The organism is Frankia casuarinae (assembly GCF_000013345.1).
GTDB lineage: Bacteria > Actinomycetota > Actinomycetes > Frankiales > Frankiaceae > Frankia > Frankia casuarinae.
Genome location: NC_007777.1, coordinates 4,420,910 through 4,445,893, shown reverse-complemented (window position 1 = coordinate 4,445,893; position 24,984 = coordinate 4,420,910). Strand labels below are relative to the sequence as shown.

The following is a 24,984-nucleotide window of genomic DNA, read 5'->3' as shown; positions in this document are numbered from 1 at the left end:
GCCCGACTGAATAGGAAAAGCACCGCAATGGCAGACATTCTCGCCGCCAAGGACGCTGTGAGCGGAAGCCTGGGCGCCGTCGCCTACGGCCTCGCCGCCATCGGTCCCGGTATCGGTATCGGTCTCATCTTCGGCCTGGGCGTCCAGGCGATCGCCCGCCAGCCCGAGGCCGAGCAGGTCGCCTTCCGGTACATGCTCATCGGCTTCGCCCTCGCCGAAGCCCTCGCGCTCATCGGCTTCGTCGTTCCCTTCGTCTTCCCGTAAACCGGCGGGGCAATCATGAGCGCGACATCCATCCTTATCGCCGCCGCCGAGAGCGGGCACTCCGACGAGAACGTTCTGATCCCGCCGCTGAGTGAACTGCTCATCGGAACGTTGTCGTTCGCCTTGCTCGTGGCCTTCTTCTTCTGGAAGATCAGGCCGCAGATCGCCAGGACCTACGCGCAGCGCACCGAGCGGATCGAGGGCGGGCTCGCCCGCGCCGAGGCGGCGCAACGCGAGGCGCAGGCCCTGCTGGAGCAGTACCGCGCCCAGCTGGCCGAGGCTCGGACCGAGGCCGCGCGCATCCGCGAGGAGGCGCACAGCGAGGGCCGGCAGATCACCGAGGAACTCCGCGCCGCGGCGCAGCGCGAGATCGCCGAGATCAAGGCCCGGGCGGACGCCCAGCTCGCGGCCGACCGGGCGCAGATCGTCGCCCAGGTCCGCCGGGAGGTCGGTGAGATCGCGGTCGATCTGGCCTCGAAGATCGTCGGATTCCAGCTGGAGAGCAGCGCCACGCAGAACCGGCTGATCGACGACTTCATCGCAGCGCTTGACAACTCGGCCGAGGGCGTCGGTACCGTGGCCGCACCGGTCAGGCCGGGAGGCTGACGGTGGAGGGAGCCAGCAGGCACGGCTTGGCGGCCGCGCGGGCGACGCTCGACGAGGCAACCGCGACGGCACCGGGCGCGCCCCGCCCGGTGGACGCCGGGCGGATCGCCGAGGACCTCCGGGCCGTCGCCGAGCTCCTCGCCCGGGAGCCGGCCGTGCGCCGCGCCCTCACCGACCCGGGGGCACCCGTGGCCGCGCGCACGGAGCTGGTCACCCGGCTGTTCGGAACTCAGCTCGCCCCGGCGAGCCTGCGGATCGTGCACACGGCGGTCGGGGCGCGCTGGTCGCGGCCGTTCGATCTGCAGTACGCGCTGCTCGAACTGAGCGTCGAGGCGCTGCTCGTCGAGGCGGAGCGGGACGGGGCGCTGGAGGAGGTCGAGGACGAGCTGTTCCGGTTCGGCCGGATCCTCGACCAGAACGCTCCGCTCGCGCTCGCGCTGACCGACCCGGCCGCGCCGGCGGCAGTCAAGGACAGGCTGCTCACCCGGCTGCTCGCCGGCCGGGCGCACCCGGTCACCGTGCGCCTGGTCCAGCAGGCGGCGGCCGACCGGATCCACGGCGACGTCGAGCGCCGGCTGGCCGAGTTCAGCCGGATCGCCGCGGCCCGCCGGGGTCGGGTGGTGGCGATCGTCCGTACGGCGGTTCCGCTGAGTAGCGAAGTCGTCGCCCGTCTGGGTGCGGCGATCAGCCGGTACTTTGGCCGCCAGATCCAGCTGCAGGTCGATCTCGACCCCGACATCCTGGGTGGTGTCGTGGTCCAGGTCGGCGGCGAGGTGGTGGACGGCAGCGTGCTGCGCCGGTTCGTCGCCGCCCGCCGGGCCCTGCTCCGATAGGCGGCGACCGTGACCACGATGATCGTGACGGTCCCCGTCGCCGCGACCACCGCGGACCCGCATCCCGACCCGGGGCGACCTGCCCTGCCCGCAATGAAGGACGAAGGACGTAAGCGATGACTGAGCTCTCCATCCGGCCGGAGGAGATCCGCGACGCCCTGCGGGAGTACGTCGACTCTTTCCAGGCCACCTCAGCCGGCCGTGAGGAGGTCGGCCGGGTCGTCGTCACCGGTGACGGCATCGCCCGGGTCGAGGGTCTCCCGCACACGATGACCAACGAGCTGCTGGAGTTCCACGGCGGTGTGCTGGGTCTCGCGCTGAACCTCGAGGTCGGCGAGATCGGAACCGTCATCCTGGGTGAATCCGAGAACATCGAGGAGGGGCAGGAGGTCCGCCGCACCGGCCAGATCCTCTCCGCTCCCGTCGGTGACGGCTTCCTCGGCCGGGTCGTCGACCCGCTCGGGCGGCCGATCGACGGCCTCGGGGAGATCGTGGCCGAGGGATCCCGGGAGCTGGAGCTGCAGGCGCCGACGGTCGTCCAGCGCCAGCCGGTGAAGGAACCCCTGCAGACCGGTATCAAGGCGATCGACGCGATGACGGCCATCGGCCGTGGTCAGCGCCAGCTGATCATCGGCGACCGGCAGACCGGCAAGACGACGGTGGCCATCGACGCGATCATCAACCAGCGGGACAACTGGACCTCTGGTGATCCGTCGAAGCAGGTCAAGTGCGTCTACGTGGCGATCGGCCAGAAGAAGTCGACAATCCGCGAGGTGGTGAACTCTCTGGAGGAGGCCGGCGCGCTGGCCTACACCACGATCGTGGCGGCGCCGGCTGACGAGCCGGCGGGCTTCAAGTACATCGCGCCCTACACCGGCTCGGCGATCGCCCAGCACTGGATGTACAACGGCCAGCACGCGCTGATCGTCTTTGACGACCTGACCAAGCAGGCCGAGGCCTACCGCGCGATCTCGCTGCTGCTGCGCCGTCCGCCGGGCCGCGAGGCCTACCCGGGTGACGTCTTCTACCTGCACTCCCGCCTGCTGGAGCGCTGCGCCAAGCTCTCCGACGAGCTCGGCGGCGGCTCGCTGACCGGACTGCCGATCATCGAGACGAAGGCCAACGACATCTCGGCCTACATCCCGACGAACGTCATCTCGATCACCGACGGGCAGGTCTTCCTGGAGTCCGACCTGTTCAACCAGGGTGTCCGCCCGGCCATCAACGTCGGCACCTCGGTGTCCCGGGTCGGCGGTAGCGCGCAGGTTAAGGCGATGAAGTCGGTCGCCGGCCGCCTGCGGCTGGACCTCGCCCAGTACCGCGAGCTCGAGGCGTTCTCGGCCTTCGGTTCCGACCTGGACAAGGCCTCGCGGGACCAGCTCGCGCGCGGCGCCCGCCTGGTCGAGCTGCTCAAGCAGCCGCAGGGCCAGCCCTTCCCGGTCGAGCGCCAGGTCGTGTCGATCTGGGCCGGAACCACCGGCAAGCTCGACGATGTGCCCGTGGCGGACATCCGTCGCTTCGAGTCGGAGTTCCTGGACTTCGTCGGCCGGTCTTACCCGGGGGTGTACGACGCGATCGTGACCACCGGCAAGCTCAGCGACGACACGATCGCCATGCTGGAGTCGGCCGTCGCGGAGTTCAAGAAGCAGTTCACGCTGTCCGACGGCAAGCCGTTGGTCAACGAGCCGGCGCCGAGCCCGCTCGACCCGGGGCTGGTGCGGCAGGAGTCGATCCCGGTGCACCGGCCCGCGGCGCGCAAAGACGACGAGGGCTGATCCATGGCGGGCCAGCTTCGTGAGTACCGGCGGCGCATCCGGTCGGTGCAGTCGACGAAGAAGATCACCCGAGCGATGGAGCTGATCGCGGCTTCCCGCATCGCCAAGGCGCGGGCGCGGGTCGCCGCGGCCCGCCCCTATGCCGAGGAGATCACCCGGGTGATCGAGGCGGTCGCGGCGCAGACCACGATCGACCATCCGCTCACCACCGAGCGGCCCGGGGCGGCCCGGGCCGCGGTCGTGGTGATCACCAGCGACCGGGGGTTGGCCGGCGGGTACAGCTCGAACGCGCTGCGGCGCACCGGGGAGCTCATCGAGCTGCTGCATTCGGAGGGCAAGGAGACCGACCTGCACGTCGTGGGCCGCAAGGGAACGGGCTACTACCGCTTCCGGGGACGTGCGATGAGCGGCGAGTACACCGGTTTCTCCGAACAGCCGTCGTACGCGGACGCCAAGTCGGTCGCGGACGCGCTCATCGCGGCCTTCATCGCCACGAGCGAGAACGGCGGGGTGGACGAGATCCACGTGGTCCACACGGAGTACGTCAGCGCCATCACCCAGACGCCGGTCGCCCGCCGGTTGCTGCCGATGGTGCTCACCGAGACCGACGAACCGCCGCGTGGCGGTCCGCTGCCCCAGTATGAGTTCGAGCCCTCCGCCGAGGGGGTGCTCGACGCGTTGCTGCCGCGCTACGTGGAAAGCCGGCTCTATGCGGCGCTGCTCGAGTCGGCGGCGTCGGAGTCGGCGGCGCGACAGCGGGCCATGAAGTCGGCTACGGACAACGCCGAGGACCTCATCAAGAGATACACCCGGCAGGCCAACCGGGCCCGACAGGACGCCATTACTCAGGAGATCTCCGAGATCGTCGGTGGCGCCAACGCTCTGGCTTCGGGAACCTGATATGGGTGGGCGGCGGTTCACACTCGTGTGGCCGGACTCGTGTGACCGGAACCGATGAGGACAGCGACGACAACAGAACGTGAAGGACGACGCCGAAGGCGGAGCGCGCGCGACGCGGGCCGTTCCGTCCCAGGTGCCAGCGAACGCGAGCCCGAGGCTGCGGCGGCGGGCATTGATCGGAAACTGAGGACGCCATGACCGTCACCACCAGCTCGCCGGCCACGGCACCGGGCCGGACCCCGGGGATCGGCCGGGTCGCCCGAGTCATCGGACCGGTTGTCGACGTGGAGTTCGCTCCCGACGAACTCCCCGAGATCTACCAGGCACTGCAGGTCGACCGGACCATCGGCGACGAGACGCTGACGCTGACGCTCGAGGTCGCCCAGCACATCGGTGACAACACCGTGCGGGCCATCTCCATGCAGCAGACCGACGGTCTCGTCCGGGGCGCGCCCGTCCACGACACCGGCGCGCCGATCTCGGTCCCGGTCGGCGACGCCACCAAGGGCCACGTGTTCAACGTGCTTGGCACGCCGCTCGACGTGAAGCAGATCGAGGCCGAGACGTACTGGCCGATCCACCGGTCGGCGCCGGCGTTCGACCAGCTCGAGTCGAAGACCGAGATGTTCACCACCGGCATCAAGGTCATCGACCTGCTCGCGCCGTACGTGCGCGGCGGGAAGATCGGCCTGTTCGGCGGTGCCGGCGTCGGCAAGACCGTCATCATCCAGGAGATGATCCGCCGGGTCGCCAAGGAGTTCGGTGGCGTCTCGGTGTTCGCCGGGGTCGGCGAGCGTACCCGTGAGGGCAACGACCTGTTCCTGGAGATGACCGAGGCCGGCGTCATCGAGGACACCGCGCTGGTGTTCGGCCAGATGGACGAGCCGCCGGGTACCCGGCTGCGGGTCGCGCTCGGCGCGCTCACGATGGCCGAGTACTTCCGGGACGTCCAGAAGCAGGACGTGCTGCTGTTCATCGACAACATCTTCCGGTTCACCCAGGCCGGATCCGAGGTCTCCACGCTGCTCGGCCGGATGCCCAGCGCCGTCGGCTACCAGCCGACGCTGGCCGACGAGATGGGTGTGCTCCAGGAGCGCATCACCTCGACCCGGGGCCACTCGATCACCTCGCTGCAGGCCATCTACGTGCCCGCGGACGACCTGACCGACCCGGCGCCGGCGACGACGTTCACCCACCTCGACGCCACCACCGTGCTCGACCGGGCCATCTCCGACCTGGGTATCTACCCGGCGGTGAGCCCGCTCGACTCCAACTCCCGGATCCTGGACGCGCGCTATCTCGGGCAGGAGCACTACGACACGGCCCGTGAGGTGCAGCGGATCCTGCAGCGCTACAAGGACCTGCAGGACATCATCGCCATCCTCGGTATCGATGAGCTCTCCGAAGAGGACAAGATTCTCGTCAACCGGGCGCGGCGGATCCAGCGGTTCCTGTCGCAGCCGTTCTTCGTGGCCGAGCAGTTCACCGGCATCCCCGGCAAGTTCGTCCCGCTCGACGAGACGATCGACTCGTTCAAGCGGCTCACCCAGGGCGACTTCGACCACCTGCCGGAGCAGGCGTTCTTCATGTGCGGTGGCATCGAGGACGCGGAGAAGAACGCGGAGAACCTGTAATGCCGATCCGGGTGGCGATTGTCTCGCCCGAGCAGGAGGTGTGGTCCGGCGACGCCGACATGGTCGTCGCCCGGACCACCGACGGTGATCTCGGCGTGCTGCCCGGCCATGTGCCGCTGCTGGGTCTGCTGGCGCCGGGCGGAACGGTCCGGGTCAAGACCGGTGGCCGGGAGATCTCGGCCTCGGTGGACGGCGGCTTCATCTCGGTGACACACCAGGGTGTCAGCATCCTCGCCGAGACCGCGAAGCTGACCTGAGTTTCCCGCGGCCAAGGGCGCGTTCTCCGCATCGGGGGACGCGTCTTTCGCGTCACGTCACAGGTCGCGACAGGGCCCTACAGGCCCATCAGAAACTGCAGGGCCTCGGTCATCCGCAGCAGATGATCGGGACCCACGACGCCGAGCCGGCGACCAAAGCGCTGCTGGGACACCGATTTCACGTCCTCGACCTTCGCGTAGCTTGTCTCGCGCAGACCGGTGCCGCCGGGCGCGAGCTCGACGTGGGAGGGCAGCCCGCAGCGCCCCCCGCCTCGGCGGAGCGCTCGGCACCGAGCTCGTCCCAGGCGAGCGAGTCGGTCGCGAGGCGGTCGTACCCCTCCTCGAAGCCGCGCCAGAACAGCTCGCGCTCGTAGGCCTCGCCGGCCTGGCCGATGATCGTCTGCATCTGCTGGCCGGTGGTCGCGGCCATGGCCGCGACCCGTTGCCGCGTCCTGTACCTCACGCGCACCGTGGTACTCATGATCGTCAGTCATCAATTCGGTTGACTGGCTTGGCGACCCTCGGGTATCGAGCGGGTCTCAGGCGTGCGCCCCCGGGCGCCAGAGCACGTCCCCCTCGGGGTTCGCCACCCGGGCGAGGATGAACAGCAGGTCCGACAGTCGGTTGAGATAGCGGGCCGGCAGCGGGCCGGTGCGGTCCGGCTCGGCCTCGAGGAGGGCCCAGACGGACCGTTCCGCCCGGCGGGCGACCGTGCGGGCGACATGCAGCAGCGCCGCCCCGGCAGTCCCTCCCGGAAGAATGAAGGAGGCCAGCTTCGGCAGGCCGGCGTTGAAACGGTCACACGCCTCCTCGAGCCGTTCCACGTAGGCCTCGGTGATCCGCAGGGGTGGGTAGGCCGGCGCCGGGTCGACCGGGGTGCACAGATCCGCGCCGACGTCGAAGAGGTCGTTCTGGACCTGGCCGAGCACCGCCCGCAGCTCGTCGGGAAGCCCGCCGAGGGCGAGGGCCACGCCGATCGCGGCGTTCGCCTCATCCACGTCGGCATAGGCGGCCAGCCGCGGATCGGTCTTCGCCACCCGCGACATGTCGCCCAGCGCCGTCGTACCGTCATCCCCGGTGCGGGTGTAGATCCGAGTCAGGTGCACTGCCATGGGGACCACTCTAGGCAGTCGTTGACCGCGCGGCCGGGTTGTCAGATCCGGGCGTAGAGCGCGGTCGCGTCGTCGCTCATCCCGAACCGGGGGAACCGCGAGCAGTCCGGGTCGGCCCGTTCCGCCGCCCGCAGCCGTTCCAGCAGTATGGCCTGTTCGCCGCGGGCGAGCACGTCGACAAGGGCCGCGTCGTCGGCGACCAGGCTGAAGGGACGGACGGCCCGGGCGTAGCCGTCGGACAGCGCCACCAGCTCCGTGCCGGGTTCCACCGGCATGGTGGTGACGAACGCGTGGTCGGCGGCAGCGGTGACGTCACCGAGGATCCAGGACCCGGCCGCGGTGTTGCGCTGCCGGCGGCGTTCGCGGGTCATCGTGTGTGCCCGTCCGTAGGCCTGCGCGACATCGATGCCGCGTGCCAGCTCGGCGCGGACCGGTTCGAGCAGCGCCTCTTCGACCCCATCGAACTGGGGATCGGTGAAACTGACCACCTCCCCGCCGGGATGACGGAGCAGCACCGGGCTGTCCCCGAGGAGGTACAGATCGAGTAGCGGGCCCCGTTGCCGGGCGAGGGCGATCGTGGCGGTCGGGAACCGACCCGCGGCGAGCCCCAGGCGCCGTCCCTCGGCGCGGACATGTGCGATCAGCTCCCGCACCACCTCGGGCAGGGATCTATCCCGCCAGGGGACCGTGGCGAGGAAGGCGTCGGCCGCGCCGCTCAGCCAGGCCGCCGAGGACCGGCCGCTGATCGTCGGATCGTCGTGCAGCGGCGTCGCTCCGTCGATCACCCACAGGCCATCGGCGCGGGAACCGGCGGCATCCTCATTGTGGAGCTTGTCCGACCGGCTGATGGACCGCAGCACACGCACCCGTTGGCCCCCACCGTGGTCATGAGAACTCCGTCATGAGAAACCCCGCCACCACGAGTATCGTCCCGACGACCGCCGCGACGACCCGACGCCGGGCCGGTTCGGTCCCCACGAGCAGGACGTGAAAGCCCCAGAAGACGAGCAACGTCACGCCGCCAGCGAGCGTGAGAAGGCCGGCGGCCGGTCGGGCCGGCTGCCCCGCAGCGACGTTCGCGGCGGTGGTGATGAAGGCGATCACTGCCGCGAGTAACCCCATGATCTCCAGGACCTGACTCCGGATCTGCTGCAGCTCGCGGGAAGCCTCCTCTTGGCGTGCGCTCAGCCGCTCAGCCTCCTGCGCGTATTGGATCCTGGACCGGATGAGCTGGTAGTCGCCGATGCGAAGCGCGTATTCGGCGCCCGTACTGTCCTCGTCCTCGATCGCGCGGGCGATGCTGGCCCGCGCGGACGCGAACGCCCCTCGCAGGGTCGCGATGCGCGCGTGGGTGGCATGATAGCGCGCATAATGCCCGTCGCTGAGCGCGATGGCCTGCCGGACGTGCCGCTCAGCGTCGAGCAGTAGGCGTGGATCGTTGTCGGGGTCCCGTTCGTGGCGGTCCGCGATAATCTCGGCGGCGAGATGCAGCACGCCAGGCACGCCGCCGAGCCGGTCCACCGCCTCGAGCGCGAACGTGAGCGCCGCGTCGAGATTTGCCGGATCGCCGTCGAGAGAGGCGTAATACTCGGCCTGCATGAAGAAGAACATCGGATGCCGACCGAACCGGGCCTGGTATCGATCGGTGTTGGCCCGATGGCGGCGATGGTCCTTGCGGCGCCAGGCCCGAGCCTGCAGGCAGTAGAACGCGTTGAAGCGCGTCTGCTCCGCTAGATTGGGGTTCTCGACTGCCGCGGTGAGGGCCTCGTCGGTCGCGTCGGGCCCGGTCAACAACGCCCGCGCGGCCGAGCCGAACCCCGGGTCGGTCTCTGGGGGCAGTTCCGCCAGCCGCTGAGAAAGGCCGCCGTTCACTTGGACTTCCGCGTGGCAATTGGTACGTTTCGCATATGCATTCGGTGAGCGTAGCCGGAGTGACACTCAACGAAAAAGGGTTGATTCTATGCATCCGCCGCCGGGACATCGGCGCCTGGCAGATCCCGGGTGGGGTGCTCGAACGCGGTGAGACCCTGCACACCGGGCTGCGCCGTGAGGTCGAGGAGGAGACGGGTGCGGTCGTCGAACCCGTCCGCCTGACCGGGGTGTACCTCAACATGCCCCTAGGCGTGGTTGCCATGGTGTTTCTCTGCCACCATCCGACCGGCGTCATCGCTTCCGACACCGCGGAGGCGACGGAGGTCAGCTGGTTGTCGATCGACGAGGTCCGTACGCGGTTTGTGCCGGCTTTCGCAATCCGGGTGGCGGACGCGGTGGCCGGACGGCTCGAGCCGTTTATCCGCACCCACGACGGGGTGTCCGTCCTTCCGTCCGACGCAGCGGAATGAGGCGACCGCGCAGGGTTGCGCCGGTCGGTCCGGCGGGTGGCGGTGAAGATCTTCAGGCCAGGACCTAGCATCGAGGTTCGTGGAGCGCTTCGTTGTGACAGGCGGTACCCGGCTGGCCGGCGAGGTCGCCGTCCCGGGCGCGAAGAACTCGGTATTGAAGCTGATGGCCGCGAGCCTGCTGGCCGCGGGCCGGACGATGCTGTCCGCCGTTCCTGACATCCTGGACGTGTCGGTGATGTCCAAGGTGCTGGCGGGGCTCGGTGCGACCGTCGAGCGGGACGCCGCCGGCGGGCGGCTGAGCATTGAGGTGCCCCAGGCTCCGGGCGTCGCGGCCGATGGTGAGCTGGTGCGGCAGATCAGGGCGTCGGTGGCGGTGCTCGGTCCGCTGGTCGCCCGCCGTGGGGAGGCGCGGGTCGCCCTGCCCGGTGGGGACGCGATCGGATCGCGCGCGCTCGACATTCATGTCAACGGCCTGACCAAACTCGGTGCGCTGGTTGACGTCGAGTCCGGAGTCCTCGTCGCGCGCTGCTCCGGCAGGCTGCAGGGAGCCTCGATCTGGCTCGACTTCCCCAGCGTGGGCGCCACCGAGAACCTGTTGATGGCCGGGGTTCTCGCCAAGGGGACGACGGTGATCGACAATGCCGCCCAGGAACCCGAGATTGCCGACCTGTGCGCGATGCTGACGGCGATGGGCGGGCGTATCGACGGCGCGGGATCGTCGACACTGATCATCGACGGGGTCGACCAGCTCACCTCGGTGGAACACCGGACGGTGGCGGACCGCATCGTCGCCGGCACGTACGCCATCGGCGCCCTGATGACCGGTGGCGACGTGCTGATCCGGCACGGTCAGGCCGCCCACCTCAGCATCGTCCTAGAGAAGCTGGTGCAGGCCGGTGCCGAGGTCGACGTCCGGGACGACGGATTCCGGGTCGTCGGACGGGGACAACCCCGGTCGATCGACGTGGTGACGCTGCCGTACCCCGGCTTTCCGACTGATCTGCTGCCGCAGATCATCGCGTTGGAGTCGGTTAGCCGGGGTACCTCCCTGATCACCGAGAACATCTTCGACAGCCGGTTCGCCTTCTGCCGCGAGCTGCACAAACTCGGCGCCGACCTGCGTACGGACGGCCACCACGTCATCGTCCGGCCCACCGCGCGGCTGTCCGGCACCCGGGTGACGGCCTCCGACGTGCGGGCCGGCGCGGGTCTCGTGCTCGCCGGCCTGGTTGCGGACGGCGTCACCGAGGTAAGCGACGTCCACCACATCGACCGGGGATACGCCCGGTTTGTCGAGAACATGACGGACCTCGGCGCCGACATCCGCCGGGTCTCCGACCGCGCCGTAGCCTGATTTCACCGGCATCGGCCTGATCCCGCTGGCATCGTGACCCCGCCGGCCCGGCCGGCGGGGTCAGGTGGGCGACTGGCGCGAGCCGAGCAGGTTCACGAGGGCACGGGCGGCTCGGTTCGCGTCCGTGCCGAACACGAGCACGTGGCGGCGGTCCCGCGGCCGGGCGATGATGTTCCCGGCGGCGTCGATGCGAATCGGACCGGCCGGTGCCGTGGCCCAGGTCGAGCGGATACCCCGCGCCCACAGCGCCGCGCGGAGCCGAGTGATCTCGGCGGGGGTGTCCACGGTGGCCACCGGGACGAGCAGACCGAAGTCGTGGCCGGGGACGGAACCGGCCGGCCGCGGCCGTGCCGGAGCATGGGCCCAGCGCCCGATCGCCATCAGCAGGCCGACGGCCAGCAGCGCGATCAGCGGCTCGAGGAGAAGTGCCCCGGCCGTTGCGGGCATCCCGCACCTCCGATCGTGCCGCTCTTCGACGCCACCTTGCATCGTCCCAGACATCCTCGCGACGGACCTGGATCCGGGCCTCGACACCTCCACGGAATCCGACAGAGGAAACATCGCCCGTCAACCGCTGCCACCATTGAGGTAACCGGCCCGACCTCTCTGTGGCCGAACGACGACAGTTCGATGGAGACGAGGGGGTACGTCGCGGTCCGCCCGGGGCGAGCCGCACCTGAGTGCTACCCGCGATCGGCGCGGATAGCTGGTAGCAACGGCGTCACGACAGCGGGGGCGCCGGACGGCCGGGACGGGAGATCACATGAACATCGGCGTGAACGTGTTGAGTCTGGAGTGCTCCGGGGACACGCGGGCCGGCTGCGCGCAGACGGCCCGCGTGGTTGGCCGGGTGGATGTGCGGACGGTGGGGACACTACGCAGCCTGCTGCACGCGGCGATCGACAATGGGAGCGGGCCGCTGCGCGTTGACGTCGCGGGCCTGGAGCTCGGCGATCATGCCGCGCTGGGGGTGCTGCTTGGCGGCGCTCGCCGAGCCCGTGCCGCTGGCCGCTCGATGGTGCTGGTCGATGTGCCGAGCCCGCTTGAACGCCTGCTCGTCGCGGACCGGCTGGGTGGGTTGCTGCGGTTCGAGGAGGCCGCCGACCTGGTGCACGTCGGCCACGCCTGAGCGGGTTGCCCGGGCGGCTCATCCGTTCGACCACCACCTAGGCCCGCCAGGAGGGGCTCCGTCCCGATCGGGACGGAGCCCGGAGCGGAACGAACCAGGGTGGCTGCGCACCGTCATGTCAGGCGCGCCCGTGTGCCGGGCGGACACGCGATGCGGCATGCTTGCCGGGTACCTGCTGATCGGGTACTGCTTTCGGGTGACGGGCCCGGCTCTTGGCAGGGTGTGATGCCGGACGGAGGCGTGCAGGACGTGGAGGTGCCCGCGCGGGTGAATGCCGTCGGCGATCGGAGCGCGCGATCCGCCGGGCTGGCCGGGGTGCGCGAGTACCGGTCGGTCCTGGTCCCGGTGGCGTTCGTGGTCGCGGTCCTGCTCGGCGTGGCCATCGGCTACGTGACCGCGGACCGGCAGTCCGGCACCGTGCATGCGCCTCGGACCGCCACCTCGCCCGCCCCGGAGCTGACCCCCGCGCTGCGGACCGCCCCGTGGGAGGGCGCCCGCCGACCGGGCACGGCCCATCAGATGCGGGTCCTCGACGAGCCTGATCCGGATGCCCTGCGGCTCGCGCTGTCGTGGACGGTCGCCGACTCGATCAAGGCGGCCGGGGGTGCTTCCACCATCTCCGCCCGGCAGGTGACGATCGTGAACGGGATGTACTTCGGCGCCGTCGAGGGCGTTGACGCGGCGCACGACGAGTACTGGGCGATCGGTCGCATCGAGGTCCAAGGGCCGGCCACGCCGCCGGTCGACCCGCACGTGTGGCGGCGGATCGGAGCCGGGCCCTGGACGATCGTCCGCAACGGCCCGCGGGCCTGTGATGTGCTTCCGAGCGCTCTGATCACCCTGTGGAAGGTCTCCCCGCCGCCCTGCACCGGGTGACCTGCACCGCCATGGGCCCGGGGTACCCTTGACAGCCCGGGGCACCCTCGACGTCGTACGGTCGGTCTGTGCCCTCAACCAGGATTGACGACGCGCGGCCCGGTCATGGCGAGGCGGACGGTCCGCACCGCGCCGCGACGCCCACCCTGCACGACGCCGTCGCCCTGGCCACCCGGGCGCACGCCGGTCAGCTGGACAAGGTCGGTGAGGAGTACATCGGCCATCCGCTGCGCGTGATGGCGGCAGTCGCGCGCACGGCTCCCACCGCCGGGGTGGACGCCCACGCCGCCCAGCTCGCGGCGGTGTTGCACGACGTCGTCGAGGACAGCGAGACCACCCTCGCGGATCTCGTGGCCGCGGGCTATCCGGCCCCGGTCGTCGCGGCGGTCGACGCGCTGTCCCATCGGGAGGGCGAGCCGGTGCCCGACTATCTCGCCCGGGTGGCCGCCGATCCGCTTGCCGTCGTCGTGAAACGGGCCGACATACAGGACAACGCCGATCCGGCCAGGCTGAGGCGGTTGCCGCCCGAGGACGCCGCCCGGTTGTCGGCCCGGTACGTGGATCGATGCCGGATTCTGGACGACCTCGTGGCGGCTCGCGGCGGCGATGTCGGGTGATCGTCAGGCGATCGCCCGGTGCGCGGCGGTCCCACCGCCGCCGGGCGCCGGAAACGGCCGCGATAGCGTGACGTCATGCGGCTCGTCATCGCTCGCTGCAGCGTGGACTACGTCGGTCGGCTCACCGCACATCTGCCGAGCGCCGTCCGGTTGGTACTCGTCAAGGCGGACGGATCCGTCTCCATCCACGCCGACGGGCGAGCGTACAAGCCGCTCAACTGGATGAGTCCCCCGTGCGTCATCGCCGAGGCGGACGGGGTCTGGCGGGTCACCAACCGCGCGGCCGAGCAGCTCGTCATCACCCTCGAACAGGTGCTGCACGATTCCACGCACGACCTCGGCGTCGACCCGGGTCTGCGCAAGGACGGGGTGGAGGCGCATCTGCAGGTGCTGCTCGCCGACCGGCCCGACGCGATCGCGCCCGGACTCACCCTGGTGCGCCGCGAGTACGAGACCGGCATCGGGCCGGTCGACCTGCTGTGCCGCGACGCGGACGGCTCGACGGTCGCCGTCGAGATCAAACGCAGGGGTGAGATCGACGGGGTGGAGCAGCTGACCCGTTACCTTGTCCGCCTGGAGGCCGACCCGGCGTTGCCGCATCCCGTGCGCGGCATCCTCGCGGCGCAGTCCATCACCCCGCAGGCGCGGCTGCTGGCGGCGGACCGGGGGCTGGGCTGCGCCGTCGTCGACTATGACGAGCTGCGGGGCCTCGAACCGTCCATTCCGACGCTTTTCTGAAAGCGATTCCGCCGAGCCTGCCCGGTCCGCCGAACCTGCGACGGCCGCCCGTCCGGCTTCCCCGTCCGGCGGCCGGTCCGTTCCCGTAGTGCGATCATGGGCCGGCGTCTCGAGAATATGGGAGGATCGCGGCGTTCGCCGTCTGACACCGCCCGGCCCGCGACGCCCACCCGTCGCCCGGGGCCCGTGCGCCGAAGTAGAGGAGCCTGGGCATGATCGAGAGGCCCGTATCGGGAACCACATCGGGAACGGGGCCGGCCGCGAACCAGGAGAACGCGAACCAGGAGAAGAAGCCGGAGAACAGCCGGGACGAGGCGGTGAGACACCGCCGGGTCGGGGTGGTGGGGCTCGGCACCATGGGCGCGGGCATCGCCGAGGTGCTGGCGAAGGCCGGTCTGGAGGTCGTCGGCATCGCGCGTGACGCCGACGCGCTCGCCCGCAGCCGGGCCCGGGTCGAGCACTCCCTCGACCGCGCGGGCCGCCACGGCAAGCTCGACGACGCGACCAGGGAGGCCGTGCTGGCCCGCATGCGTCTCGGCACCGAGCTCGCGGCGGTCGCCGACTGCGAGCTGGTGATCGAGGCGATCGACGAACGAATGAGCGCCAAACAGGCGCTTTTCGCCCGACTCGACGAGATCTGCCCCCCGGCCACCGTCTTCCTGACGAACACCAGCTCCCTGTCGGTAACGGAACTCGCGGCGGGCACCGCCCGCCCGGAACGGGTGCTCGGCACCCACTGGTTCAATCCGGCGCCGGTGATGCGCCTGGTGGAGGTCGTACGCACGGTCGTCACCGACCCGACCGTGCTGGCCGGGGTGATCGGCCTGGTCAACGACGTGGGGAAGACCGCGGTCGTCGCGGAGGACCGGGCGGGCTTCATCGTCAACGCGCTGCTGTTCGGTTATCTCAACAACGCCGTGCGCATGCTCGAGGCCCGGTATGCGGCCCGGGAGGACATTGACGCGGCCATGCGGCTCGGGTGCGGGCATCCGATGGGCCCGCTCGCCCTGCTCGATCTGATCGGTCTGGACGCCGCCCACGAGATTCTCAACTCGATGTACCGGCAGTCCCGTGACCACCTGCACGCTCCGGCACCGCTGCTGAGCCAGCTCGTGCGCGCGGGCCTGCTCGGCCGCAAGACCGGTCGTGGTTTCTACACCTACGCGGCACCGGACTCCTCCGAGGTGGTCGACGCGGTCGATCCGCTCGCCGACCGCCTGGGGCGGGGCCGCCCGGTGCGCTCGGTCGGCGTCGTGGGGAGCGGCACGATGGCGGGTGGCATCGCGGAGGTGCTGGCCCGGTCCGGGCACGACGTCCTCCTGCGGGCCCGGAGCGAGCGCACCCTCGCCGCCACCCTCGCGAAGATCGAGTCGTCGTTGGCGGCGTCGGTGGCCAGGGGGCGGCTGTCCGACGCCGACCGGCTGGCGGCTCTGGCCCGGGTGCGCGGCACGACCGATCTGGGTGAGCTCGGCCACTGCGAGCTGCTGCTTGAGGCGGTGGTGGAGGACCTGGCGGTGAAGCGGGAGCTGTTCGCCGACCTGGACAAGATCGCGGCGCCCGGCGCCGTGCTGGCGACCACCACGTCCTCGTTGCCGGTCATCGAGTGCGCCATGGCCACCAGCCGGCCGCGGGACGTCATCGGTATGCACTGGTTCAACCCGGCCCCGGCGATGAAGCTGATCGAGGTGGTGCCCACGGTTCTCACCGGCGACGACGTGACAGCCACGGTCCTGGCGCTGTCCCGAGCGGCCGGGCGGCATCCGGTGCTCTGCGCCGACCGGGCGGGGTTCATCGTCAACGCGCTGCTGTTTCCCTATCTCAACGACGCAGTGAAGATGCTCCAGGCGCACTATGCGACGATCGAGGACGTTGACACGGCGATGACGGTCGGTTGCGGCCATCCGCTGGGCCCCTTCGCGCTCGCCGACGTCGTCGGCCTCGATGTCACGCTCGCGATCACGCGCTCGTTGTACGCGCAGTTCCGCGAGCCCGGCTACGCCCCGGCACCCCTGCTCGAACAGCTGGTCCGGGCTGGGTTCCTGGGACGCAAGACCGGCCGGGGGTTCCTCGACCACCCGCCGCGCTGAGCCCACCCGTCACGCCGAGAACAAGATCGCTTCTGTCCGCGCGGACTAGGATGTCGACGGTCGGCGGGAAATCCCGATTCGCGCGGGAGGAGGCTGGAGCGGCGATGGTCGTGCTCGACAGGGACGCCGTGCGAGCGTTCAGTCGGGAAGTCACGATGTTCCTTCCCGATCTGGTCCAGCTGCTGCGGCGGGTCGTCGCCGATCCGCGGGTCCCGCAGTCCGCGAAGGTGGAGGCCGCCGCGGCGCTCGCGTACCTCGTGTCGCCGAAGAACCGGCTGACCAACGCGATTCCGGTGGTGGGTCAGCTCGACGACGTCGCGGTCATCGCGTTCGCCTTCCGGCGGCTGGCCGTCGGAGCCGGGGAGCCGATCCTGCGTGAGCACTGGCGTGGCAGCGATCGCGGCTTCCAGCTGCTCATCGGTGCGTCGTCCGCCCTGGCGAGTCCGGCGGGGGCCGTGCGCAAGGCCAAGCTCGCCCGCTCGCTCGTGATGGCCGGCTTCGAGCGGGTCGGCGGGCGGGTGCGGTGGACGGGCGAGAGGTTCGGGGCGGGGACGGGCGGGCGCACGACGGCCTCCTCGGCCGGACCGGCGGCGGATGACCGGCCTCGGATCGTTGACGGCGAGGTGGTGGACCGGGGCGAGTGGGTCGCGGGCCCGCCGGCCGGCGATACCCCGGGTTCGGGTTCCCGCACCCGGCGGGATCGGTTCCGGGCATCGGGCAGACCCGCTCGCGGGCGGTGACGAGGAAGGCGCGCCGACGCCGGGCCCGGCCGTCGGATGCGCAGCGCGGGCACCCGGTCGGCTGGTGGATGCCGGATCCGGTCGTCGTCCTGCGGGACGGTGAGTGGGTGTGCGACCGACGAGCGGCGCGGCGACCACCAAGGTCTACCGGTGTCCCGGTTGTGATTATGAGATCACTCCGGGCGCCGCTCACGTGGTGGTCTGGCCGCCCGAGCGGATCGAGGACCGTCGACACTGGCACCGGCCGTGTTGGGAACGCCGATGCCGAGCGGCCCGGCCGCGCGTCCGTGACGGCTGACCCCACGAGACGACGGTCTCCCGTGCGGGCTAGACCCCGCGGGAGGCCGCCGACGCGGGCAACGCGTTCGGCTCGCTGCCGAGCGCCTTACGCTCCTCAGGCGGCGGTGCCTCGATGGAGGCGATCGACGCGGAGGCGGCGGTCAGCTTGTCGCGCAGCGCGCCCAGCTGGGCCGTCACCTGGTCACGCAGGGTGGCAAGCTGCGAGGTCACCTGTTCGCGTTGGCGTTCGAGGTCGGCCAGCCGACGCTTCGAGTCGTCCTCGGCCTGCGCGGCCGCGGCCCGAGCGACCTCGACGATCCGTTCGGCCTCCGCGCGGGCCGTCGAGACGATGGCCGCGGCCTGCTCGTCGGCGTCGCGCAGGGTTTTCTCCCGGGTCTGCTCGGCCTCGGTGACGATCCGGCGGGCCTCCTCGAGTTGGGCATCGGCCTCCCGGGTGCGTTCAGCCCGAACGGTGGCCGCCTCCTCCTCGGCGAGCTGGAGGATCTGGGTAACGCGGCCACCGAACTCCTCCCAGGCGGGACGGTTGGCGGCCAGATCGTCGCGTACCCGGGCCGCCTCGGTCGCAGCCTCCGACGCGGCCGCCTCCGCCGCCGCCCGGTGCGCCTCGGCCTCGCGTAGCTGCTCGACGAGCCAGTTCACGTGATGGGTGACCTGATTGGGGTCGTAGCCACGGCGCACCAGATCAAAGGCGGGGGGCCCGTCGGTCTCGCCGGCCATTGGGATGAGATCAGTGTGTTCGGTCATAGGACCTCAGCATCTCAGACGGTCAATGCGAGCGTGAGGGGAGCCGGCTGTCGACCTGGCCGATTTCCGGGTTTATACGCCGCGGAACCGGTTGATTGCGGTCAGGTGGCGGGAGCGGAGTGCCTCGTCGCGGACACCCAGCCCCTCGGCCGGGGCGAGACACAGCACGCCCACCTTCCCTTGGTGGAGGTTGCGGTGCACGTCGTAGGCGGCCTGCCCCGTTTCGGTAAGCGGGTAGACCCGGGACAGGGTCGGATGGATCATCCCGCGCATGATGAGTCGGTTGGCTTCCCAGGCCTCCCGGTAGTTGGCGAAGTGCGAGCCGACGATGCGCTTGAGATTCATCCACAGGTACCGGTTGTCGTACTCGTGCTGGAAACCGCTGGTGGAGGCGCAGGTGGCGATAGTTCCGCCGCGGCGGGTCACATAGACGGAGGCGCCGAAGGTTTCCCGGCCCGGGTGTTCGAGGACGATGTCGGGGTCGTCGCCGCCGGTGAGCTCGCGGATGCGCTTGCCGAACCGCTGCCATTCCCGGGGGTTCTGGGTGTGTTCGTCACTCCAGAACTGATAGGCCTCGGCGGCGCGGTCGATGATCAGCTCTGCGCCGAGGGAGCGGCATATGTCGGCTTTTTCCGGCGAGGAGACGATGCAGACCGGGATGGCCCCGCCGCGTAGCACGAGTTGGGTGGCGTAGGAGCCCAGGCCCCCGGACGCGCCCCAGACGAGAACGACGTCGCCCTGCTTCATGTTCGCGCCGTTGACCGAGACCAGCTGGCGGTACGCGGTCGAGTTGACCAGACCGGGTGCGGCCGCCTCCTCCCAGGTCAGGTGCGCGGGTTTCGGCATGAGCTGGTTGGTCTTGACCAGGGCGAGCTCGGCGAGTCCGCCAAAATTCGTCTCAAATCCCCAGATTCGTTGCTCGGGATCCAGCATCGTGTCGTTGTGGCCGTCGGGACGCTCAAGTTCCACGGACAGACAGTGGGCGACGACCTCGTCCCCGGGGGACCAGGCCTGTACGCCAGGCCCTGTCCGTAGCACAACTCCGGCCAGATCCGAGCCGACAACGTGGTAAGGCTGGTTGTGACGGGATGCAAGCGGAGAGGTTCGGCCGTAGCGCTCGAGGAAGTTGAAGGTGTGGATCGGCTCGAAGATCGACGTCCAGACCGTGTTGTAGTTCACGGAGGAGGCCATGACCGCGATGAGGGCTTCGCCGGGACCGAGCTCGGGGGTCGGCACGTCGTCTACGTGCAGGGAGCGGCGGGGGTCCTTGTCCCGGGACGGCATGCCCTCGAACATCCCGATTTCGTCCCGGCGCACGACCACGGCGCGGTAGGACTCGGGGACCGGGAGGGATGCGAACTCCGCCCGCCGGGCGGGCGACGGAGGGCTCTGGGCAATGATCGCTTCGAGAATGTCCTTCACGGTCGGCCTCCGTAGGACGCTGGTGCTGGTGGCGGATAGACGGCAGATGTTACCCATAGGTGGGAGGCGGGGTCGCGGGATGTGGAGGCTGTCTGTTTCGTGCGCGACGCGATAGAACTTTTGGGACAACTTCGAGTGCTCGGTACGCGTCCAACTGGGTGTGATCGCGCCCATGACTGTCGTGGAAGGGTGGCGGCCCGTGCCTGCACGGAGCGACGCCGCCCGTAGCGATGTCGCGCGGGACGCCGATGCCGCCCTGACCGCGTTGTATTCCGAACACTATCGGTCATTGGTTCGTCTTGCAGCGTTACTACTTGACGATCTCGGCCTCTGCGAGGAGGTTGTGCAGGACGCCTACATCCGCGTCCACGCGGCCTGGGGGCGGCTCCAGGACCGGGACAAGGCCTTGGCCTACCTCAGGCAGACCGTCGTCAACCTCGCACGTTCGACACTGCGTCGTCGACTCGTCGCTCTCAAACACGCTCCCAAGCCGATGCCCGACGCCGCGAGCGCCGAGGAGGGCGCCTACTCCCTCGTCGAACGGGCGGCGGTCATCCAGGCGCTGCGCGAGCTGCCCCGCCGGCAGCGGGAGGCGGTGGTGCTGCGGTACTACGCCGACATGTCCGAGGCGGACGCCGCGGCGGTGATGGGCTGCAGTGTCGGTTCCGTCAAGGCGTACACCTCCCGGGGGCTGTCGGCGTTGAGCGGCAAGCTGGAGGGCCTGCGGTGAGTGGTCTGGAACCGGAGGAGCTCGCCCGCCTGCTCACCGAGGCGGTGGAGCCCATCCGGCCCTCGCCGGACGCTTACCGGCAGATCCGTGCCGGGATCGACCGTCGGCGCCGGTGGCGTCTGCCGCTGATGACGGCGGGCGGGATGGTCATGGCCGCGCTCATCGGGCTCGCCGTGGTGGCGCTGCGGCCCCCTCCGTCGAGCAACGAGCTCGTCGAGCCAGCCGTCCCGCCGCTCGTGACCGCACCCGTGACGGGGCCGAGCCGGACACCCGTCGCGCCCTCGACCGGCGGCACCGGCCGTTCTGCCAGGGCCGGCGGTGGGTCCGGAGGGGGAGCGGCGACCTGGTCGGCGACTACCCCGCCGACCGCCCTCCCGAGCACCAGCGTGTCCTCCCCGCCCGTCACGGCCGGTTCGTCAGCCAGTCCGACGACGGTGACCCAGGACAGCCCTCAGCTGCCGACGGCCGTCGTGAAGCCGGCGGTGGCGGGCGACGTCGACGGCGACGGCCGTTCCGACCAGGTGCGGGCGACCGGGAGCAAACTCGAGGTCGTGTTCTCCCGGGACGGAACTGTCGGGCAGGTCGACCTGGGCGCGATCGTGGTGCCCCTGCACTACACGGTCGTCGACATCGACGCCAACGGGTTCGGCGAGATCCTGGTGCAGACCACGTCGAGGAGCGGGATGGACAACTACGCGCTGGTGCGCTACGCCAGTCTCGACACGCTGGCCTCCGTCTCCCTGCCGGCTCAGCTCACCCTCGCCGCCGGAGTTCAGGGCAACGTCGGCGCCGGGTTCCGCTGCATGGACCGGGCCCTGCGGATCAACAGCGGGACCTCGACCGACGGTTCGCTGTTCACCGTGGCCACGACCATCCTGGCGCTGACCCCGGAGGGCCTGGCCGCCCAAGACAGCCGGTCCGACCAGGTACGCCTGCCGGCGGACCCGGCCACCTCGCCGTTCGTGGCAGCCTGCGGCCAGCTGTCCTGACGGTCCCTGTCAGGACGGTCCGCTTCTCCTGGCCGTCCCGCCGGTCCGGCTGGGTGCGCTTGTCCCTGAGAGGCCAGAATCGCGGCCGGGAATCTCAGACGTGACCAGGCTATTATATCAGCAACGGCCGTTCTCGAGGCCGTCGCCACGAGACGACGTCACCGCATGCCGCATGCCGCATGCCGCATGCCGTGTGCCGGCGCCGTCCCGGTCCGAAGATCTTCCTGGAGATGAGGAGGCATCCATGCCTGGTTCCGTGATCGTGGCCGGAGTGCGGACACCGTTCGGGAAACTGTCGGGCGGGCTGAAGAGCTTCACCGCGACGGATCTCGGTGGCATCGCGATCTCGGGTGCCCTCGCGCGGGCCGGCCTGTCCGGCGACGCGGTCGATTATGTGATCATGGGGCATGTGATCCAGGCCGGTGCGGGTCAGATCACCGCCCGGCAGGCGGCGGTCGCCGCCGGCATCCCGCTGTCGGTGCCCGCCATCACGATCAACAAGGTCTGCCTGTCCGGCCTCGACGCGATCGCCCTGGCCGACACGTACATCTCCAGCGGGGAGTTCGACCTCGTCGTCGCCGGTGGGATGGAGTCCATGACCGGCGGCCCGCACCTGCTGCGCTCGCTGCGCTCCGGGGTGAAGTACGGCCGGGCCGAGCTGCTCGACGCCACCGAGCACGACGCGCTGTTCTGCGCCTTCGACCAGATCGCGATGGGGGCGAGCACCGAGCGGTACAACGCGGGGCTTGGCATCGGCCGGGCCGAGCAGGACGAGTTCGGCGCCCAGTCGCATCAGCGGGCCGCCGCCGCCACCAAGAACGGGCTGTTCGACGACGAGATCGTCCCGGTCGCGGTGCCGCAGCGCCGCGGCGAGCCGCTGGTCGTCAACCAGGACGAGAGCGTGCGTCCCGACACCACCGTCGAGGTGCTCGCGAAGCTGCGGCCGGCCTTCGACGGCAACGGCACGATCACCGCGGGTTCGTCGTCGCCGATCTCCGACGGCGCCGCCGCCGTCATCGTGGCGAGCCGGGCGAAGGCCGAACAGCTCGGCCTGCCGATCCTCGCGGAGGTCGGTCACCACGGCTTCGTGGCCGGTCCGGACACCTCCCTGCAGTCCCAGCCCTCGCGCGCCATCCTCGCGGCGCTGGCCAAGGAGCGGCTCACCCCGGCCGATCTCGACCTCGTCGAGATCAACGAGGCCTTCGCCGCGGTCGCGATCCAGTCCATGCGCGACCTCGGGATCGGCCCGGAGATCACCAACGTCAACGGCGGCGCGATCGCGATCGGTCACCCCGTCGGAGCCTCCGGTGCCCGGATCGCCCTGACCCTGGCCAACGAGCTGAAGCGCCGCGGCGGCGGGATCGGGGCCGCCGGTCTCTGCGGCGGCGGCGGCCAGGGAGACGCCTTGGTGCTGCGCGTTCCGGCGTGACGGCAGGCCTCGGGGAGGCTCCCGCGATGACCCGCATCGACGACCCCGCGACGCTGGCCGACGACCTGGTGCGGGAGCTTGGTCTCGAAGAACATCCCGAGGGCGGCTGGTACCGCCGGACCTGGGCCAGTCCCGACCAGATCGACGCACATGGCGGCAGGCGCCCCGTCATGACGTCCATCCTGTTCCTGCTGCGTCCGGGAGAGGTGTCCGGCTGGCATCGGGTGGCCTCGGCCGAGATCTGGCTCTGGCAGGGCGGCGGGGCCCTCGATCTCACTCTCGGCGGGCCGGGCCGGGCGCCGGTCGCCGCCGACCGGCGGATCCTCGGGCCCGATCTGGCCGCGGGCCAAGCGCCGCAGCTCGTCGTGCCGGCCGGCGAATGGCAGACCGCGGTCCCGCGCGATGGACAGCACGTCCTGGTCGGCTGCGTGGTGGCGCCTGGCTTCGACTTTCTGGACTTCGAGCTCTTCCCCGCATCAGGCGCCGTTCGGGGCGGCCCGGTCAGGTCAGCTCGGGGCGGTCATCGCGGTGGTGAGCGCGGCTGCCGCGGCGACTAGGGCGCCGGGATCCAGCGGGATCTTCAGGACGTCCACGGCGCCGGCTCGGCGCAGGTACGCCCGCTCGCGGGGGTCGGTGTCCTCGCTGAGGACCAGGGCCGGGATGACGCCGGCGGTCGGGTCCGCCGCGAGCTGGGCGAGCAGCTCGGCCGCGGTCGTGTCGGGCAGGTCCCGGTCGAGCAGGATGAACGCCGGCCGGGCCCCCCGCACCGCGTCGAGGGCGAGACCGGCGCGGGGAACGGTCACGGTGTCCGCAGCCAGGAAATCGGTGAGGGTCTCGGCGACCAGGGAACGCAGGGCGGGATCGCCACTGACGTGCACGACCCGCAGGCCGCCGGGTGTGGGAGGACGGCCGAGGGTGACCGTGCCGGACTCGCCGGAGCGACCTGGGAGGCCACCGTAACTGCCCACGAACCCGCTGTCATCATCGAGATCCTCGAAACGCAGGTCGACCGCGTCGAGCACGACGGCGAACACGCTTCCCACGCCGTACCGGCTGGCGACGGTAAGCACCCCGCCCATCGCCGTGACCAGGGCGTGGGACAGCGCGAGGCCCAGCCCGCTGCCCTCGATTCCGCTGCGCTCGGCGCCGAGGCGCTCGAAGGGCCGGAACAGTCGGTCGATCGCCCGGGGGGAGAGCCCCGCGCCGTCGTCCTCGACCTCGATACGGATCCGCGAGCCGGTGATGGGCACGATGCCGACGCGCACGCTGCCGCCCTCCCGGCCGTACTTCAGCGCGTTACCGACAAGGTTGAGCAGGACCTGCCACAGGCGGCGGCGGTCCGCGTCGGCGACGAGCGGCAGCGCCGGATGGATCACCCGCCGGATGCTGCGCTGCGCCGCGAGCGGTTCGACGAGCTCCACCACGCCCTGGACGATGTCGAGGACGTTGACCGGCCCCTTGTTGATGTCCCCCCGGCCCGCGCGGAGCCTGGCCAGGTCCAGCACGTCATCGATCAACGCCTGCATGTGGCGGCCACCGGTGATGATCCGCTCGACGTCGTCGTGGAGGTCGGGGGTGAGCGGTTCGAGTTCCAGCAGCTGCGCGAAGCCCAGCATGGCGTTCAGCGGGGTCCGCAGTTCGTGGCCGAGCCGGGCGATCAGTTCGTCCTTGGCCCGTGACTCGTTCTCGGCGACCTCGCGGGCGCGCTGGTCGCTGGTGTCCCGAGCGACGACGACCAGCCCGCCCTCCGGGTCGACCCGGACCGTCACGTGATGGGGCACGGTGGCCCCGGCCAGGTCGACGAGTCCCACCGAGCCACGCCACTGCCCGGTCCGCCCCAGCGCGGCCGTCACCGCCTCACCGAGAGCGAGGCGGAACGCGGGATCGACGACGTCGACAAGATCGCGCAGATGGGGGACGCGGGGAACCCGGTCACCGAGGAAGGCGCGGGCGGCGGCACCCATGTCGGTGACACGACCATCCGTGCCGACGACCACAGCCAGGTCCGTCAGCGCGTCGAGCAAGATGCGTGACCCCACCTACGCCTCATTATCCGTCTTCTTCCACCCCACGGCGGGCAATGGTAGGGCGTACCGTCAGAGACCG

At 70.6% G+C, this 24,984-nt stretch carries 28 protein-coding genes; 19 read left to right on the top strand and 9 right to left on the bottom strand.

What is annotated here, in order from left to right; translation table 11 throughout:
• The first annotated feature begins 27 nt into the window (after positions 1-27).
• The 7 genes from FRANCCI3_RS18750 (at position 28) to FRANCCI3_RS18720 (ending at position 6,269) form a co-directional block, all read left to right on the top strand.
• Entirely contained in the window at positions 28-264 is a 237-nt protein-coding gene (locus FRANCCI3_RS18750) for an ATP synthase subunit C (RefSeq protein ID WP_011438088.1), read from the top strand.
• 15 nt (positions 265-279) lie between these two features.
• Entirely contained in the window at positions 280-870 is a 591-nt protein-coding gene (locus tag FRANCCI3_RS18745) for a F0F1 ATP synthase subunit B (RefSeq protein ID WP_011438087.1), read from the top strand.
• Positions 871-872: 2 nt separating this feature from the next.
• Positions 873-1,703: a F0F1 ATP synthase subunit delta gene (locus FRANCCI3_RS18740; protein ID WP_011438086.1), complete on the top strand. Its 831-nt coding sequence runs from the start codon at positions 873-875 to the stop codon at positions 1,701-1,703.
• A 116-nt stretch (positions 1,704-1,819) separates the two neighbouring features.
• Positions 1,820-3,478, top strand: a complete 1,659-nt coding sequence (gene atpA, locus FRANCCI3_RS18735) for a F0F1 ATP synthase subunit alpha (RefSeq protein ID WP_011438085.1) — start codon at positions 1,820-1,822, stop codon at positions 3,476-3,478.
• Positions 3,479-3,481: 3 nt separating this feature from the next.
• Positions 3,482-4,378 carry a F0F1 ATP synthase subunit gamma gene (locus FRANCCI3_RS18730; protein ID WP_011438084.1) on the top strand — a complete coding sequence of 299 codons (897 nt, stop codon included), beginning with the start codon at positions 3,482-3,484 and terminating at the stop codon, positions 4,376-4,378.
• 194 nt (positions 4,379-4,572) lie between these two features.
• Entirely contained in the window at positions 4,573-6,012 is a 1,440-nt protein-coding gene (gene atpD / locus FRANCCI3_RS18725; protein WP_011438083.1) for a F0F1 ATP synthase subunit beta, read from the top strand.
• The gene (locus FRANCCI3_RS18720; protein WP_011438082.1) at positions 6,012-6,269 is read left to right on the top strand and encodes a F0F1 ATP synthase subunit epsilon; all 258 of its coding nucleotides are present in this window, start codon (positions 6,012-6,014) and stop codon (positions 6,267-6,269) included. The genes atpD and FRANCCI3_RS18720 overlap by 1 nt, the downstream gene beginning before the upstream one ends.
• 77 nt (positions 6,270-6,346) lie before the next feature.
• Here FRANCCI3_RS18720 and FRANCCI3_RS18715 read toward each other — a convergent pair whose 3' ends face one another.
• The 5 genes from FRANCCI3_RS18715 to FRANCCI3_RS18695 form a co-directional block, all read right to left on the bottom strand.
• A complete protein-coding gene (locus FRANCCI3_RS18715; RefSeq protein WP_232235120.1) occupies positions 6,347-6,484 on the bottom strand; it encodes a hypothetical protein in 138 nt (45 codons plus the stop codon).
• Complete coding sequence (locus FRANCCI3_RS18710; RefSeq protein WP_235187116.1) at positions 6,448-6,732, bottom strand: hypothetical protein; 285 nt, start codon at positions 6,730-6,732, stop codon at positions 6,448-6,450. The genes FRANCCI3_RS18715 and FRANCCI3_RS18710 overlap by 37 nt, the downstream gene beginning before the upstream one ends.
• 76 nt (positions 6,733-6,808) lie before the next feature.
• The gene (locus FRANCCI3_RS18705; RefSeq protein WP_011438080.1) at positions 6,809-7,381 is read right to left on the bottom strand and encodes a cob(I)yrinic acid a,c-diamide adenosyltransferase; all 573 of its coding nucleotides are present in this window, start codon (positions 7,379-7,381) and stop codon (positions 6,809-6,811) included.
• Between the two features lie 41 nt (positions 7,382-7,422).
• Positions 7,423-8,247, bottom strand: a complete 825-nt coding sequence (locus tag FRANCCI3_RS18700) for a protein phosphatase 2C domain-containing protein (RefSeq protein ID WP_011438079.1) — start codon at positions 8,245-8,247, stop codon at positions 7,423-7,425.
• 19 nt (positions 8,248-8,266) lie between these two features.
• On the bottom strand, positions 8,267-9,253 hold the full coding sequence (locus FRANCCI3_RS18695) for a hypothetical protein (RefSeq protein WP_011438078.1): 987 nt from the start codon (positions 9,251-9,253) through the stop codon (positions 8,267-8,269).
• Between the two features lie 35 nt (positions 9,254-9,288).
• On the opposite strand from FRANCCI3_RS18695, the gene FRANCCI3_RS18690 reads away from it, so the two are divergent.
• Together FRANCCI3_RS18690 and murA are read left to right on the top strand one after the other, a co-directional pair.
• Positions 9,289-9,723: an NUDIX hydrolase gene (locus tag FRANCCI3_RS18690; protein ID WP_011438077.1), complete on the top strand. Its 435-nt coding sequence runs from the start codon at positions 9,289-9,291 to the stop codon at positions 9,721-9,723.
• 79 nt (positions 9,724-9,802) lie between these two features.
• Entirely contained in the window at positions 9,803-11,077 is a 1,275-nt protein-coding gene (gene murA / locus FRANCCI3_RS18685) for a UDP-N-acetylglucosamine 1-carboxyvinyltransferase (RefSeq protein ID WP_235463138.1), read from the top strand.
• Between the two features lie 60 nt (positions 11,078-11,137).
• Here murA and FRANCCI3_RS18680 read toward each other — a convergent pair whose 3' ends face one another.
• Positions 11,138-11,524, bottom strand: coding sequence for a hypothetical protein (locus tag FRANCCI3_RS18680; RefSeq protein ID WP_011438075.1), 387 nt, complete (start codon positions 11,522-11,524; stop codon positions 11,138-11,140).
• 316 nt (positions 11,525-11,840) lie between these two features.
• On the opposite strand from FRANCCI3_RS18680, the gene FRANCCI3_RS18675 reads away from it, so the two are divergent.
• From FRANCCI3_RS18675 to FRANCCI3_RS18650, 6 genes are all read left to right on the top strand, one after another.
• The gene (locus FRANCCI3_RS18675) at positions 11,841-12,206 is read left to right on the top strand and encodes an STAS domain-containing protein (protein ID WP_011438074.1); all 366 of its coding nucleotides are present in this window, start codon (positions 11,841-11,843) and stop codon (positions 12,204-12,206) included.
• A gap of 225 nt (positions 12,207-12,431) precedes the next feature.
• Positions 12,432-13,082, top strand: a complete 651-nt coding sequence (locus FRANCCI3_RS18670; RefSeq protein WP_011438073.1) for a hypothetical protein — start codon at positions 12,432-12,434, stop codon at positions 13,080-13,082.
• A 68-nt stretch (positions 13,083-13,150) separates the two neighbouring features.
• Positions 13,151-13,699, top strand: a complete 549-nt coding sequence (locus FRANCCI3_RS18665) for an HD domain-containing protein (protein WP_011438072.1) — start codon at positions 13,151-13,153, stop codon at positions 13,697-13,699.
• Positions 13,700-13,774: 75 nt separating this feature from the next.
• Positions 13,775-14,437, top strand: coding sequence for an endonuclease NucS (gene nucS, locus FRANCCI3_RS18660; RefSeq protein WP_011438071.1), 663 nt, complete (start codon positions 13,775-13,777; stop codon positions 14,435-14,437).
• Positions 14,438-14,649: 212 nt separating this feature from the next.
• Positions 14,650-16,524: a 3-hydroxyacyl-CoA dehydrogenase family protein gene (locus FRANCCI3_RS18655; RefSeq protein ID WP_011438070.1), complete on the top strand. Its 1,875-nt coding sequence runs from the start codon at positions 14,650-14,652 to the stop codon at positions 16,522-16,524.
• Between the two features lie 104 nt (positions 16,525-16,628).
• Positions 16,629-17,264, top strand: a complete 636-nt coding sequence (locus FRANCCI3_RS18650; protein ID WP_011438069.1) for a YkvA family protein — start codon at positions 16,629-16,631, stop codon at positions 17,262-17,264.
• Positions 17,265-17,591: 327 nt separating this feature from the next.
• On the opposite strand, the gene FRANCCI3_RS18645 is transcribed toward FRANCCI3_RS18650, so the two are convergent.
• Together FRANCCI3_RS18645 and ccrA are read right to left on the bottom strand one after the other, a co-directional pair.
• Entirely contained in the window at positions 17,592-18,308 is a 717-nt protein-coding gene (locus FRANCCI3_RS18645; RefSeq protein ID WP_011438067.1) for a sugar-binding protein, read from the bottom strand.
• Positions 18,309-18,380: 72 nt separating this feature from the next.
• Positions 18,381-19,730 carry a crotonyl-CoA carboxylase/reductase gene (ccrA, locus tag FRANCCI3_RS18640; RefSeq protein WP_011438066.1) on the bottom strand — a complete coding sequence of 450 codons (1,350 nt, stop codon included), beginning with the start codon at positions 19,728-19,730 and terminating at the stop codon, positions 18,381-18,383.
• A 172-nt stretch (positions 19,731-19,902) separates the two neighbouring features.
• Here ccrA and FRANCCI3_RS18635 point away from each other — a divergent pair, with 172 nt between their 5' ends.
• From FRANCCI3_RS18635 to FRANCCI3_RS18620, 4 genes are all read left to right on the top strand, one after another.
• A complete protein-coding gene (locus FRANCCI3_RS18635; protein ID WP_011438065.1) occupies positions 19,903-20,460 on the top strand; it encodes a SigE family RNA polymerase sigma factor in 558 nt (185 codons plus the stop codon).
• On the top strand, positions 20,457-21,449 hold the full coding sequence (locus FRANCCI3_RS27160; RefSeq protein ID WP_011438064.1) for an FG-GAP repeat domain-containing protein: 993 nt from the start codon (positions 20,457-20,459) through the stop codon (positions 21,447-21,449). The genes FRANCCI3_RS18635 and FRANCCI3_RS27160 overlap by 4 nt, the downstream gene beginning before the upstream one ends.
• A 244-nt stretch (positions 21,450-21,693) precedes the next feature.
• Positions 21,694-22,878, top strand: a complete 1,185-nt coding sequence (locus FRANCCI3_RS18625; RefSeq protein ID WP_011438063.1) for an acetyl-CoA C-acetyltransferase — start codon at positions 21,694-21,696, stop codon at positions 22,876-22,878.
• Between the two features lie 26 nt (positions 22,879-22,904).
• On the top strand, positions 22,905-23,435 hold the full coding sequence (locus FRANCCI3_RS18620) for a cupin domain-containing protein (RefSeq protein ID WP_011438062.1): 531 nt from the start codon (positions 22,905-22,907) through the stop codon (positions 23,433-23,435).
• Here the strand turns inward: FRANCCI3_RS18620 and FRANCCI3_RS18615 are convergent.
• A complete protein-coding gene (locus FRANCCI3_RS18615) occupies positions 23,385-24,917 on the bottom strand; it encodes a sensor histidine kinase (protein ID WP_011438061.1) in 1,533 nt (510 codons plus the stop codon). The genes FRANCCI3_RS18620 and FRANCCI3_RS18615 overlap by 51 nt on opposite strands.
• Between the last annotated feature and the right edge of the window lie 67 nt (positions 24,918-24,984).

Bases quoted from the DNA above. Each gene is read 5' to 3' on its own strand.
- FRANCCI3_RS18750 (WP_011438088.1), top strand. From the start codon at position 28: ATGGCAGACATTCTCGCCGCCAAGGACGCTGTGAGCGGAAGCCTGGGC.
- FRANCCI3_RS18675 (WP_011438074.1), top strand. From the start codon at position 11,841: ATGAACATCGGCGTGAACGTGTTGAGTCTGGAGTGCTCCGGGGACACG.
- FRANCCI3_RS18690 (WP_011438077.1), top strand. From the start codon at position 9,289: ATGCATTCGGTGAGCGTAGCCGGAGTGACACTCAACGAAAAAGGGTTG.
- FRANCCI3_RS18705 (WP_011438080.1), bottom strand. From the start codon at position 7,381: ATGGCAGTGCACCTGACTCGGATCTACACCCGCACCGGGGATGACGGT.
- FRANCCI3_RS18625 (WP_011438063.1), top strand. From the start codon at position 21,694: ATGCCTGGTTCCGTGATCGTGGCCGGAGTGCGGACACCGTTCGGGAAA.
- FRANCCI3_RS18730 (WP_011438084.1), top strand. From the start codon at position 3,482: ATGGCGGGCCAGCTTCGTGAGTACCGGCGGCGCATCCGGTCGGTGCAG.
- FRANCCI3_RS18635 (WP_011438065.1), top strand. From the start codon at position 19,903: ATGACTGTCGTGGAAGGGTGGCGGCCCGTGCCTGCACGGAGCGACGCC.
- FRANCCI3_RS18620 (WP_011438062.1), top strand. From the start codon at position 22,905: ATGACCCGCATCGACGACCCCGCGACGCTGGCCGACGACCTGGTGCGG.
- FRANCCI3_RS18720 (WP_011438082.1), top strand. From the start codon at position 6,012: ATGCCGATCCGGGTGGCGATTGTCTCGCCCGAGCAGGAGGTGTGGTCC.
- atpD (WP_011438083.1), top strand. From the start codon at position 4,573: ATGACCGTCACCACCAGCTCGCCGGCCACGGCACCGGGCCGGACCCCG.
- FRANCCI3_RS18745 (WP_011438087.1), top strand. From the start codon at position 280: ATGAGCGCGACATCCATCCTTATCGCCGCCGCCGAGAGCGGGCACTCC.
- FRANCCI3_RS18670 (WP_011438073.1), top strand. From the start codon at position 12,432: ATGCCGGACGGAGGCGTGCAGGACGTGGAGGTGCCCGCGCGGGTGAAT.
- atpA (WP_011438085.1), top strand. From the start codon at position 1,820: ATGACTGAGCTCTCCATCCGGCCGGAGGAGATCCGCGACGCCCTGCGG.
- FRANCCI3_RS18645 (WP_011438067.1), bottom strand. From the start codon at position 18,308: ATGACCGAACACACTGATCTCATCCCAATGGCCGGCGAGACCGACGGG.
- FRANCCI3_RS18650 (WP_011438069.1), top strand. From the start codon at position 16,629: ATGGTCGTGCTCGACAGGGACGCCGTGCGAGCGTTCAGTCGGGAAGTC.
- FRANCCI3_RS18655 (WP_011438070.1), top strand. From the start codon at position 14,650: ATGATCGAGAGGCCCGTATCGGGAACCACATCGGGAACGGGGCCGGCC.
- nucS (WP_011438071.1), top strand. From the start codon at position 13,775: ATGCGGCTCGTCATCGCTCGCTGCAGCGTGGACTACGTCGGTCGGCTC.
- FRANCCI3_RS18680 (WP_011438075.1), bottom strand. From the start codon at position 11,524: ATGCCCGCAACGGCCGGGGCACTTCTCCTCGAGCCGCTGATCGCGCTG.